Source organism: Jeotgalibacillus marinus (assembly GCF_040801915.1).
GTDB classification, from domain to species: Bacteria; Bacillota; Bacilli; order Bacillales; family Jeotgalibacillaceae; genus Jeotgalibacillus; species Jeotgalibacillus marinus.
This window is the reverse complement of sequence record NZ_JBFMIA010000002.1, coordinates 49048-61018: the sequence shown is the minus strand read 5'-3', so window position 1 is coordinate 61018 and position 11971 is coordinate 49048. Positions and strand designations below refer to the sequence as shown.

12 protein-coding genes are annotated in these 11971 nt (G+C 40.6%); 9 read left to right on the top strand and 3 right to left on the bottom strand.

What is annotated here, in order from left to right; translation table 11 throughout:
• Positions 1-125 precede the first annotated feature (125 nt).
• From spoIIQ to AB1471_RS03260, 8 genes are all read left to right on the top strand, one after another.
• The gene (gene spoIIQ / locus AB1471_RS03295; RefSeq protein ID WP_367778174.1) at positions 126-809 is read left to right on the top strand and encodes a stage II sporulation protein SpoIIQ; all 684 of its coding nucleotides are present in this window, start codon (positions 126-128) and stop codon (positions 807-809) included.
• A gap of 486 nt (positions 810-1295) precedes the next feature.
• The gene (spoIIID, locus tag AB1471_RS03290; RefSeq protein WP_367778173.1) at positions 1296-1541 is read left to right on the top strand and encodes a sporulation transcriptional regulator SpoIIID; all 246 of its coding nucleotides are present in this window, start codon (positions 1296-1298) and stop codon (positions 1539-1541) included.
• Between the two features lie 209 nt (positions 1542-1750).
• A complete protein-coding gene (locus AB1471_RS03285; protein WP_367778172.1) occupies positions 1751-2752 on the top strand; it encodes a rod shape-determining protein in 1002 nt (333 codons plus the stop codon).
• Between the two features lie 284 nt (positions 2753-3036).
• Positions 3037-3876 (top strand): flagellar hook-basal body protein, encoded by an 840-nt coding sequence (locus tag AB1471_RS03280; RefSeq protein WP_367778171.1) that lies wholly within the window; start codon positions 3037-3039, stop codon positions 3874-3876.
• Positions 3877-3898: 22 nt separating this feature from the next.
• The gene (locus tag AB1471_RS03275) at positions 3899-4735 is read left to right on the top strand and encodes a flagellar hook-basal body protein (RefSeq protein ID WP_367778170.1); all 837 of its coding nucleotides are present in this window, start codon (positions 3899-3901) and stop codon (positions 4733-4735) included.
• A gap of 106 nt (positions 4736-4841) precedes the next feature.
• The gene (locus tag AB1471_RS18315; protein WP_437342333.1) at positions 4842-5018 is read left to right on the top strand and encodes a DNA-directed RNA polymerase subunit beta; all 177 of its coding nucleotides are present in this window, start codon (positions 4842-4844) and stop codon (positions 5016-5018) included.
• A gap of 20 nt (positions 5019-5038) precedes the next feature.
• Entirely contained in the window at positions 5039-5461 is a 423-nt protein-coding gene (fabZ, locus tag AB1471_RS03265; RefSeq protein WP_367778168.1) for a 3-hydroxyacyl-ACP dehydratase FabZ, read from the top strand.
• A 272-nt stretch (positions 5462-5733) separates the two neighbouring features.
• Positions 5734-6012: a hypothetical protein gene (locus AB1471_RS03260; RefSeq protein ID WP_367778167.1), complete on the top strand. Its 279-nt coding sequence runs from the start codon at positions 5734-5736 to the stop codon at positions 6010-6012.
• Positions 6013-6207: 195 nt separating this feature from the next.
• Here AB1471_RS03260 and AB1471_RS03255 read toward each other — a convergent pair whose 3' ends face one another.
• Entirely contained in the window at positions 6208-6636 is a 429-nt protein-coding gene (locus AB1471_RS03255) for a YwpF family protein (RefSeq protein ID WP_367778166.1), read from the bottom strand.
• Between the two features lie 298 nt (positions 6637-6934).
• Between AB1471_RS03255 and AB1471_RS03250 the strand changes: the two genes are divergently transcribed.
• A complete protein-coding gene (locus tag AB1471_RS03250) occupies positions 6935-7333 on the top strand; it encodes a single-stranded DNA-binding protein (RefSeq protein WP_367778666.1) in 399 nt (132 codons plus the stop codon).
• A 115-nt stretch (positions 7334-7448) separates the two neighbouring features.
• Here the strand turns inward: AB1471_RS03250 and AB1471_RS03245 are convergent, their stop codons facing one another.
• Complete coding sequence (locus AB1471_RS03245) at positions 7449-10289, bottom strand: DEAD/DEAH box helicase (protein WP_367778165.1); 2841 nt, start codon at positions 10287-10289, stop codon at positions 7449-7451.
• Positions 10276-11841 (bottom strand): SWIM zinc finger family protein, encoded by a 1566-nt coding sequence (locus AB1471_RS03240; RefSeq protein WP_367778164.1) that lies wholly within the window; start codon positions 11839-11841, stop codon positions 10276-10278. Before AB1471_RS03240 ends, AB1471_RS03245 begins: the two co-directional genes overlap by 14 nt.
• Between the last annotated feature and the right edge of the window lie 130 nt (positions 11842-11971).

Sequence of the window (11971 nt, the reverse complement as noted above, 5' to 3'; positions counted from 1 at the left end):
TGTCCTCTCGAGGGTTTAATCATAGTGGGATTGTGTGTCATTTGATTGTGATTCAAAAAGAAATATTTTGAGGCAATGTATAGAATTTCCTTTATCCGTTCAAAATGGTTGCTGAGGTGATGAATATGAATAAGGGAGACAAAAAACAATCTACCCTAAAAGCAAACTGGAAAGTGTTTTTGAAAAAACGTTGGTCGTTGCCTGTTCTATACTTAGCGTGTGCAGCCGTCATCGTATCAGCTGTTGTTGTGTTACAAAATCCTGGTGATAAGGATGTTGCGTCGGACAATGATGATTTGACGTTTGAGCAAAATCAAACAGACTGGGCACAAGATCCATCTGAAGAAGTAACGGAAGTAAATCAGTCAGTGGAAAAAATGGTAATGCCTGTTGAAGATCCAAATGCAATCGTAATCAACCGCTCATTCTATGACCAAAATGCATCAGCTGAGGAGCAACAAGATGCCTTGATTGTTGTTAATCAAAACTATTATCCGAATCAAGGGATTGATATTGTGCAAGATGGAGAGTCTTCTTTTGAGGTCTTAGCTGCGATGAGTGGAACAGTCACAGTGGTGCAAGAAGATCCATTTATCGGTAATGCGATCGAAATTGAGCACGCAGATGGTTTAGTAACAAAATATAATTCTATAAAAGATATCACAGTACAAGTTGGGGAAGAAGTCAATCAAGGTCAACCAATTGCGATGTCAGGAACAAGCGAGCTTAATGTTGAAGCGGGTACACATCTACACTTTGAAGTTTACGAAGACAATGTAGCTGTTAATCCAGTATCGTATACAGAATAATGATGATGACGAAAAGTCATTCAGGTGCCTGCATCTGAGTGACTTTTTTAATGTTCGAAACCTATATGTTTAAAAAATGTGGATAACTAAACATGCGTTATTCTTCATTTAGCGCAGGCGATCAGCGGTTCGAGGTCAGGAGTCAATCACTACAGAAGAAAAAAATGCCTTAGGTTAGTGTTTGCCTTGTGCTTGTCGCAGCTGAACAAGCCGCATGCACTTTTGTATCGTCTAGCGCAAGCGGCTAGCCCCTCGAGGTCATAAGTCAATTCCCTGTGGTGGTAAAGAACGCCCTCCTCGGGAATTGCCTTATGCTTGTCGTGGCTGAACAAGCGCATGCGCTTTTGTATCGTCCAACGTCATTGGTTAGCCATTTTGATATTTTTGAAAGAAATCACGCATAGCCTTGGCAGTACTCTGCATATAATGGGACAAATGGAGGGGGTCACTCCCCTGGATTGATCCCCTGTAGGAGGCCGTGAAGCTGTGCACGACTACATCAGGGAGAGAACGCTCTTGGTTGGTAAGCACATAGTGGAGACGAGACAGACTGTACGCGTCACTGCCAAAACCTTTGGTGTATCCAAAAGCACCATACACAAGGATCTGACCGAGCGACTGCCTGAATTAAATCCGGCATTGGCCAACGATGTAAAACATATTCTAGACTACCATAAATCGATACGGCATCTAAGGGGCGGGCAAGCAACAAAACAAAAGTACAAGGGATAAGAGGTCATAAATCAAACGTTTGTTTGGTTCATGACCTCTTGTCTTTGTTGTGGTAATATATACTTATTGGACTATGCTTGCGTGCGAAATGCTGTGAGTCTTATCTGGTCATACATCGATTACATAAATGACTTGATCGGAATCCATTTAAATCAGGAAAAACGAATGATAAATTAAGCTAGAGAAGAGTGAAGGGAGCAACGACAAGAATGTTTGCAAAAGATATTGGAATTGACCTTGGTACAGCTAACTTATTGATTCATGTAAAAGGTAAAGGAATCGTTTTAAATGAACCTTCTGTTGTCGCAATTGATAAAAATACGAATCGCGTTTTAGCAGTTGGAGAAGAAGCACACAGTATGGTAGGAAGAACGCCTGGAAACATCGTTGCGATTCGTCCGTTAAAAGACGGTGTTATCGCAGATTTTGATGTAACAGAAGCAATGTTAAAGCATTTTATAAATAAATTAAATGTAAAAGGAGTTCTTTCAAAGCCACGTATCTTAATTTGCTGTCCAACTAATATCACGAGTGTTGAACAAAAAGCGATTCGTGAAGCAGCTGAAAAAAGTGGTGGTAAGAAAATTTTCTTAGAAGAAGAACCAAAAGTTGCTGCGATCGGAGCGGGCATGGATATTTTTCTACCAAGCGGAAATATGGTCGTTGATATCGGTGGAGGAACAACGGATGTAGCGGTTTTATCAATGGGCGACATCGTCACATCTTCTTCAATCAAAATGGCCGGCGATCAGTTTGATGCTGACATTTTGAATTATGTAAAAAAAGAATACAAATTATTGATTGGTGAACGTACAGCTGAGGCAATCAAAATAAAAATTGCAACAGTGTTCCCAGATTCTCGCCAAGAAGAGCTTGAAATTCGCGGGCGCGACATGGTAAGCGGTCTTCCACGTACAATCACAGTTACATCAAGTGAAGTAGAAGGTGCATTACGCGAATCCATTTCAGTTATCGTACAAGCAGCGAAAAATGTACTAGAAAAAACGCCACCTGAGCTTTCATCAGATATTATTGACCGAGGAGTTATTTTAACAGGCGGGGGAGCACTTCTTCATGGTATTGACCAACTTTTAGCAGAAGAATTAAAGGTTCCAGTTTTTGTAGCAGAAAACCCAATGGACTGCGTAGCAATTGGTACAGGTGTCGTACTTGAAAACATTGATAAAATACCACACCGAAAACTAGGTTAATAGGACACATGGAAGATGGTTTTCAACTATTTGAAATTGAAAAACCATCCAAATTATCCATCCACAATTTAGCGAAATTTGTTTATAATAAAAAGAACAAAAGCGGAAGCGGCTCGTTCAGCTCCGACAAGCATAAGACAGTTCCTGAGGAGGGCGTACTTTACCACCGCAGGGAAGTGACTTATGACTCGAGGAGCTAGCCGCTGGAGCTAGGTGATGAGTCATTTGGAAATTTCACAAAGTAAACTAACTATTTATACAACATCGAATAACGAGGTGATTAGATGTTTAGAGGATTTTATACCGCTGCAACAGGAATGATTGCACAACAGCGAAGAACTGACCTGTTAACCAACAATATGTCCAATGTTAATACACCTGGTTTCAAGGCGGATCAGTCTTCAATGAGAGCTTTTCCCGACATGCTACTTTCAAGTCTTGGCGAATCAAAAATTCCAACCGAAAAAGGCCTGACACTAGCGAATATGCCAACCGTCGGCGCTTTGAACACGGGTGTATATATGCAAGAAACCATTCCTCTGTTTACACAAGGTGACGTTAGAGAAACTCAGTTTACGACTGACATGGCACTTGTCCAAGGCGATATGCCACTAAATGGAGAAACAGGTTTACCGGGAATGATCTTCTTTACGTTAGAAAATCCAGATGGAACAAACCGCCTAACTCGTAACGGAAACTTTACGCTTGATGCACAGGGCTTCCTAACAACAGCAAACGGTTATTATGTGTTAGATGATGCGGGTAACCGAATCGAGCTTGAGAGTGATCAATTTCAAGTTAGTGAAGATGGTCGTATAGTAGTAGATGGCACTGATGTTGCTCGAGTAGGTGTAGCTTACTCAGATGACCCGCAAGCGCTTGTTAATGAAGGCGATGGCCTTTTAAGAGCACCAGATGGGGTTGTATTGCCCAACGCATATGCACAAGAGGACATTGCATTTAGAGTAAATCAAGGCTTTCTTGAGCAATCTAACGTCGACAGCGCACGTACGATGACGGATCTTACGAACGCTTACCGCGCGTATGAAGCGAATCAAACGGTTTTACAAGCCTATGATCGCAGCATAGAAAAGACGGTGAATGAAGTTGGGCGTGTGAACTAATCTTTGTTAAGGGGAACTTACAATGACTCGAAATATGGTAACGGCAACAAACACGTTGGGACAATTGCAACAACAATTAGACATCATTTCAAATAACATCGCAAATGTAGACACAATTGGCTATAAACAAAGTACAGCAACGTTCACATCTTTATTAACACAGGAATTTCAAAACCAACGAGGCGACGATGCAGATCGTCAAACACCGCTCGGTATTCGAATGGGAAATGGTGCGAAAATAGCTCAATCCCAGTTGAATGGGAAGCAAGGTAGTTTGCAAGGAACGGACCGCTCGTTAGATTTTGGATTCACCGCAGAAAATCAATACTTTAAAGTACTTATACAAGGTGCAAATGGGGATCAAGAACAAAACTTCACTCGAGCTGGTGCGTTTTATTTTACACCAATCAATGATGATGAAGTTATGCTTGTTGATGGACAAGGGAATGCGCTTTTGAATCAAAATGATGAAATTATTGTATTTGATGGTCCGGTTGATAATATTCGATTGACTAACACCGGGACATTACAAGTTTCAGCTAATGGAGTACAGCAAGAGGTTGACTTAGGCGTTGTGAACATTCAACGTCCTCAACTCATGGAACGCGTAGCCAGTGGGTACCTCAGTATGCCCAATAATTTAGAAGAGCTTGGTGTGTTTCCTGGCGAAGTGATGGTTCAAATGGAAGGAGAGCTTCGTCAGCAAATCGGTCTCGAACAAGGTACACTTGAACAATCAAACGTGGACTTAACAACAGCGTATACTGATTTAATAGAAGTTCAACGCAATTACCAATTTCTCTCAAGAGCAATCTCCATGTCAGACCAAATGGCTGGTCTTGTAAACGGAATGCGTTAAAGGAGTTTTTATTTATGAAACAAACACGATCGTTTGAGGAAAAATCTTCGACGAATGAAGAACAAGAGCAAGATCAACAAAAAAACGCACACCAAAATGGGTACAAATCCGCCGATTTCCCATCCTAATAAGACTGGCACTAGTCATCGCGCTAATATCAGCAAGTTTGATTATTGGGCTAATGGTCGGGTACGGCGTCATTGGAGACGGTGATCCTCAAGATGTCTTGAAGAAAGAAACGTGGACGCACATTTTAGACCTTGTGATGAAAGATGCTAAATAAAGAAAACAGGGGGATTATTCATGTTAGATACACAACAAATTAAAGAAATTATTCCACATCGTTATCCTTTTTTACTTATTGATAAAATTATTGAGATCGATGAGGGCAAACGCGCAATCGGCATTAAAAATGTCACAGCAAATGAAGAATTTTTCAATGGTCATTTTCCAGATTACCCAGTAATGCCTGGTGTATTAATTGTGGAAGCACTTGCTCAAACAGGTGCGGTTGCCATACTTAAACAAGAAGAGTACAAAGGCAAATTAGCATTTTTCGCTGGAATCAATAATTGCCGATTCAAGCGTCAAGTGAAACCTGGTGATCAGCTTCGTTTGGAAGTAGAAATTGTGCGTGTCAAAGGTCCGATCGGTAAAGGCAAAGCAACAGCAACTATCGACGGTGAAATTGCTTGCGAAACGGAAATCACGTTTGCATTAAAATAAAAGTATGTCAAACGAAAGTAGGAATGAGGTGATTGTTCCTAGCTTTCGTTTTTATTATGTCCAAATATGGGGATAAAATAAATGAAGGTAGCTTCATCCCAAGCAGGTTCTCAGGTCGTAAGTGATCCAGCTGCGGTGGTAAAGAACACCTCCCTCGCTGTTTCCCTACATTTATTGAGCCCTCCGCTTTTAAATACATAAATCATCTTCCCATGGAGAAACTACGAAAGACCATTAAAGGTCATTTAATTTCGAAGGGGGAGAAGGCTTGAATGAATAAAGTGCTTAAGGTTACAGCAGGTACCATGGTGGCAGCCGCTTTAATGGTTGGATGTAACATGAATGACGAGGCAAACGAATCGTTAATGAATGAACCAAACCGTGATATTGAAAAAGCGGTTGATCGTGAAAATACCATTAACAATAATATGAACGACAGAAAAAATGAAGAAGAAGATCTAATGCGTGATAAAAAATTAAATAATGAAGAAGACCCTTTTAATGATGAAAACAAGCGTGAACGTAAAGACAGAAACAATATGGGTGAGTAATCAGTAACGACTTAGTTAAGTTTTGAAAGGGGGAGAGATCCCCTTTTTACATATATGACAGTAGTTTAATCACCTATAAGATCCAGAGGGTCTGCAGGTTATACATGGAAATCCGCAGAATTGCTTCGGTCAAATTCATATTTTAGGTTCTGCGTTTTCATACATCCCCTTACAATTTCTAAAAGATAAAATGTCTTAACTTTTATTTAGCCTCGGTCGCTTCTTCATTTGCTCGCGAAAAGTATCTATAAGAGCGTTACCAGTTAAATCGGTGTGGGATACGAGATGGTCAAGTAATTGACCAGCATATTCATTACGTTGATTTTTTAGTTGTCCTTTAAATAACACGCTCACCTTATCGCCAATCTGGCGGACTTCATGCACTTGAGCAAATAGGGATGCTGGATCATTTCGTTCATTTGTAATCACCGCAAGAACTTCGATGTCTTCACGTTTTTGTTGGATGCGCTGAAAATAATCCAGGTCATCATCACGTAAAAATGCTTCTAATATCCACGTATGTTTGTCATCTTCTTTATTGATAATCAGTCCATCAAGGAGCGAGAAATTACGTGTATTATCGCTTTCAACGATTTGTAGTTTAATCAGTTTAAATGTCTTCATCATCAAGCCCTCCTTCCTGTTTATTTTATGTTTACTTATTATACCATTACGTGCGAGTTTCTACACATTTCCATAAGCGCAGGGGATTCGCACATACCACCCTATATCTATGTCGAGAAAAAAATTGAATAAGATAGCTTAAATATTTTTTTCATGTAAATAAAATGATAAAAGAGATAAACCTCTTAGAGAAAAAATTCTTTTTCTTTAAAATTTTACACAAAAAGCATTTTTTCACTGTTTTACAACAAAAAATAGATGCGCTATGATGACCTTATCCTTACGAAAGGAGGGGGAAATAATTAACCAAGTAACACTTGTTGGTCGGTTGACAAAGGACCCAGAGCTTCGGGCAATTGGCAATGGAAAGCATGTATTATCTGTTATTGTTGCTGTCACTCGTCCATTTAAAAATCAAAACGGTGAAAAGGATGCTGATTTCGTTCGATGTACCATGTGGAATCGTAACGCTGAAAACACGTCTGAGTACTGTGCGAAAGGTTCACTCGTGGGCATCACAGGAAGGCTCCAAACACGCAACTTTGATCGTGAAGACGGCAATCGGCATTTTATGACTGAAGTTGTAGCTGAATCCGTCCGCTTTCTTGAACCCAAACGCCTCGCATTTACACCAGTCAAAAATTCTGTCGAATTACCCGCGAAAGAAGAACATCTCCATGTAGAAACCATTCGATAATAATGTTCTAAAATCATTCCTCTAACAAAACTTCGAAATATAGTGGTAACTTCGCTGTACCTTCTCCGCAATGAATAAGCCCCAGTTTGCTAGATCGACTGGGGCGCTTCGTATGTTAATCTGACAATAGCAATAAATCCTCAAGCTCTTTATTTGACAGCTCGGTGATCCATTGGTCACCTTTAATAATTTCGTCATTCAACGTCTGTTTTTTCTCGAGCATTAAATCAATTTTTTCTTCAACTGTACCAGAACTAATAAATTTATGAACATGTACAAAACGCTTTTGACCAATTCGATATGCACGGTCTGTTGCTTGATTCTCAACAGCTGGATTCCACCAACGATCATAATGAACGACATGATTTGCAGCCGTAAGTGTTAACCCTGTTCCTCCTGCTTTCAACGACAAAATGAAAATAGGGAACTTTCCACTCTGGAATTGCTCAACCATTTCATCCCGGCGATTTTTCGGTGTAGATCCATTTAAAAACGGAACCGTGACCCCGTATTCATTCTCGAGAGCCCTCTTGATCATGTTGCCCATCGAAATGTACTGGGTGAAAATAATCGTTCCTTCGTCTGCTTCCATGATTTGTTCCACTAAATCCATTAGCTTCAACATTTTTTCAGAGCGAGCGACGAGGTGGTCAGGATCTAACTCTTTTAAAAATAAAGCTGGGTGATCGCAAAGTTGTTTTAATTTGTTTAGCATTTGTAAAACCATTCCCTTGCGTTCAATTCCACTCAATGTTGGCACTTTCTCAAGGGTGTCTTTAACAAGCTGTTCATACAGCGAAGCTTGCTCTGACGTTAATGGACAGAATTCTTTTTGCTCGATTTTTGAAGGTAAATTCAAACCGACAGCTGGATCGTTTTTTGTTCGTCTCAGTAAAAATGGACGTATTCGACCTTGGAGCTTTCTCGTTAACGCTTCCGAGTTATCTCGTTCAATCGGCACAATATAATGTTGACGGAAGTTTGACAAGGAACCAAGATACCCGTGATTGATAAAATCAAAAATAGCCCAAAGTTCCGATAGTCGATTTTCCATAGGTGTACCAGTTAAAGCGATATGATGTTGCCCTTGAAGCTGTCTAATCGCTCTTGATTGCTTTGTATGTGGATTCTTAATGTTCTGCGCTTCATCTAACGCGACAGCTGACCATTGAATGGAAGTAAGCACTTCTTGGTCGGCATGACACAAACCATATGAAGTAAGCACGACATCTGCTTTTTGGATCGCTTGATTAAATGAATCTTTTTTTGCACGATTTGCCCCATAATGCAAATAAAGCGATAAACTTGGTGAAAAACGCTCAATTTCACGCTGCCAGTTGCCTAAAACAGACGTTGGACAGACGATTAAAAACGGTGTCTTCAAGGTTTCAGTTTCTTTTATATGAAGCATATAGCTGATCAATTGAATCGTTTTACCAAGACCCATATCATCTGCTAAGCATGCACCAAATCGATTTGAACGTAAAAAATTCATCCAGCTAAACCCTTGCTGCTGGTACGGACGTAACGTACCCTTCAAGAGAGATGGAGGAGCGATGAGCGGGATTTTTCCAACATCCGCAAGTGTATCCATCATGGATTTCATCGATCGATTTAATTCATATTGAATACGTAAGCCATCTTGTTCATCACTCATTGCATCTTCATCTTCATTTTCCGCTTGGTCGAGCTCTTGTTCTAGTAAATCTTGCATGCGAATCCCACGTTTTTTTGCAGTGGACATTGCTTGTTGAATACGTGCGATAAGTGCAGGGTCTAGCGCGATCCAATCGCCGTTAATTTGAACAAAGCGACGTTTTTCATTAACTAGATCATTGAACTCTTCATCGGTCATATCGCTTCCATTGATTGATACCTTCCAATCGTAATCTACAAGCGCATCAAGTCCAACAAAGGAAGGACGGTAGCTGCGATCACCTTTAACTGCAGCTTTTAGGGAAACATTTGATTGCTGAATCGATTTCCACCATGATGGAAGTAAAATCTCCACATCGAGCGCAAGAAGCTTTTGACTTCCCTCCGTTAAAAACAACCATGCGCGTTCTTCGGTCATTTCCGTTTGCCACTCGTCTTCACTCTTCAAATAAGGAATCAGACGAACCCAGCGAGCTAGCTCTTGTTCAATTTCCTGTTTTTCCTTTTTCCAGCGATCAGGAAGCGAACGCTCGAGTGGCAATGACATAGTTAAATCATACGTCCAATCTGCGCGGCGTTGATCACGCAAAAATGGCTGCATGGTCCAAAGTCCTTCTTCAGATTCAGGCTCTTCAAAACGAATGCCAAAACGGTAGGGATGTGTTAAATCCTTTTCTTGGATCCAAGAAGCCCATTTATCTTCATCAAAATAGGTTGCCAAATCTTCAGCTGTGAGTGCATGGTCTTGATTAAAAATTCTCTCTGCTAGCCCCTGACTGCGATGGTGATGCTCAAAAAAGAATGCAATAGATTGCTGATACCATTCGTTAACATGCTCTTTTGATTCGCTTGCGAGTGGCTCAGCGTCCTCATGCGCGATATCTGCCCACTCTGCCCAAAAGTCCTCGCTTAACGTCATCGAAAAACGCTTATCTTGTTGTGTGTCCTGGTGGTGCCATTCGTCAAGCCATTTACCTTCTGTGATCCACTCAAAAAGCAGTGGAGCCACATCATAATAAAACTGTGCATTAGGAGATAAATTCCACTCAATTCGTCCGTGGAAACTCGGTTGTGCAAATAATGTGAGGAGCGCCCAGCTATCGAGCACAATGCTGTGTGCATGGGCTTTGTCGTGTTGTTTAAGCAGCGTTCCGTGATAACTTTCCTTGTGCCATAAAAGCAGTTGGTTCTTCCATTTAAAAGGATCGAGTGTTTCACCATCCTTACTGCTAACCTGTAAGGAGAAATGACCGTCTGGTAGTGATGTTACATCGATCATTTTGAGATCACTCATCCACATTAATCAACTTCCCCCTTTTGCATTCTTCTTGAAAAGCACGTAGTCGTTTATGTTGCTGTAAAATCGAATGAAAATACCGATCCCATTTTGACGTTTGTTTACTTTGTGTGTAAATTTTCTTTAATTTTTTCAAATAACCAACGGCTTTACGGTAACTATCACGTTGTCTTTGTGCGATTAACTCTTCGATCCATTGATGAAGAATAGGGACCGACAAATCTGGTCGCTCTTCAAGAAGCTGTTTAAATCCAGTGATTTGAAGTTCTTCTGGCGAAAAGCCAATCCAATGAACAAGCTCAACCCACTCTTTATAACGCCCAGAATCAAGTAATAACGAGCCTAAATGACGTGAACTATACGGAAGTAGCGATTCATACACAGCTATCGTTGACTCAGGTGACTGCATGCGTATTTTGCTTGGCTCAAGCTTGCGGATCAACCAAAGTGAAAAAGAGCGTTTCTCCGAATCAAGTGTGAACGAGTCCAAATAAGCAGGAACTTTTTTTGGTAACGCTTTTAAAATGGTGACAGCTGCCAAGGCACGGTCATCCCACAACAGCCATTCCATCCATCGCACCGCATGGGGGACAATGGATGGAGAAGACAAGTGGAATTGTTCTTTCCAAACATCATTTTTCATTAGTAGTAGCGCAAGAGCCGTTCGTGCGAAATATAGTTCTTCTGTGTCATTATTTCGTTCTGTAAGTTGTTCAAGTTCATTTTCTCTCCACGCTTTCGTTGTGAAAAGTTGAAACCATAAAAGTGAGTAAACTGAAAACGAGACCTGTGACGACACATCCTCTAACAACTCACGCGAACCGATGCGTAAGTCTTTCAAAAAAGGATCGAATGCAAATGGGCGAGCATACACAGCCAAATCTGACATGGCATCTTCCATCTCTTCTAACATGCGAGTCAAAGTATCCATCACGTCTTCATGTTTTAGCGCATTCGGTTGGGCAGATGAGAACCCTTTTGAAAGAGTAATGAACAACCAAAACATTGTGTGTAAATCATATAAAGGTTTCCACTCTTTTTCCATAGGCGCTTGTTTTTGAATCGTCATAAGTGCGTTTTGTACGTAATGATCAAGTAAAAAAGGTTGATCAATTAGCTGTGAATAATTTAATTTGGAAACTGCTTGCTGCACAATCTGTTTCCAAGCTTCGGGGGATTTTTGAGCTTTAAGAAGCGTTGATTTTTGATTCCGCCAACGCGTGATCCACTGACTTACGCTTGCGGTTTGCTGGTAAAACTTAAAAAATACGGCCATGCGATGTCGGCACCACTGCTCTTCTGGACAGCTACAGCTACTGGCTTTCGCAGGATCAAGTGAAATACGGACATTCACTTGATAAACATCCCGCACCTTCGCACGAAGCATTTGAAGTGAGGATTCGTAGGCAACATCATACACGGTACCTTGTCTATATAAGAAAAGTCCTTTTTGAATAAGGCGTTCGTCCTGCTGATTTGAGGGTAAAAATTGTCTAAAAAGCTTTGATTCCAATTGCTCAATACCATTTGTAAATGATTGAGAATGAAAACTCATATAGTAACTACCACCTTTAAAAAATCAAAAAAACGTACCTTTTATTATACTCCATTTTGGAGGAAAAACGAACTGTGAGGATGTAAGTTTCTAAAAAGACCAATATGATGAGGGGTGAAAAAGATTGCAC

What these genes read in the sequence shown, in the direction of transcription:
- spoIIQ (WP_367778174.1), top strand. Translation starts at nt 126, where the DNA reads ATGAATAAGGGAGACAAAAAACAATCTACCCTAAAAGCAAACTGGAAA.
- AB1471_RS03285 (WP_367778172.1), top strand. Translation starts at nt 1,751, where the DNA reads ATGTTTGCAAAAGATATTGGAATTGACCTTGGTACAGCTAACTTATTG.
- AB1471_RS03280 (WP_367778171.1), top strand. Translation starts at nt 3,037, where the DNA reads ATGTTTAGAGGATTTTATACCGCTGCAACAGGAATGATTGCACAACAG.
- AB1471_RS03275 (WP_367778170.1), top strand. Translation starts at nt 3,899, where the DNA reads ATGACTCGAAATATGGTAACGGCAACAAACACGTTGGGACAATTGCAA.
- fabZ (WP_367778168.1), top strand. Translation starts at nt 5,039, where the DNA reads ATGTTAGATACACAACAAATTAAAGAAATTATTCCACATCGTTATCCT.
- AB1471_RS03260 (WP_367778167.1), top strand. Translation starts at nt 5,734, where the DNA reads ATGAATAAAGTGCTTAAGGTTACAGCAGGTACCATGGTGGCAGCCGCT.
- AB1471_RS03255 (WP_367778166.1), bottom strand. Translation starts at nt 6,636, where the DNA reads ATGAAGACATTTAAACTGATTAAACTACAAATCGTTGAAAGCGATAAT.
- AB1471_RS03245 (WP_367778165.1), bottom strand. Translation starts at nt 10,289, where the DNA reads ATGTGGATGAGTGATCTCAAAATGATCGATGTAACATCACTACCAGAC.
- AB1471_RS03240 (WP_367778164.1), bottom strand. Translation starts at nt 11,841, where the DNA reads ATGAGTTTTCATTCTCAATCATTTACAAATGGTATTGAGCAATTGGAA.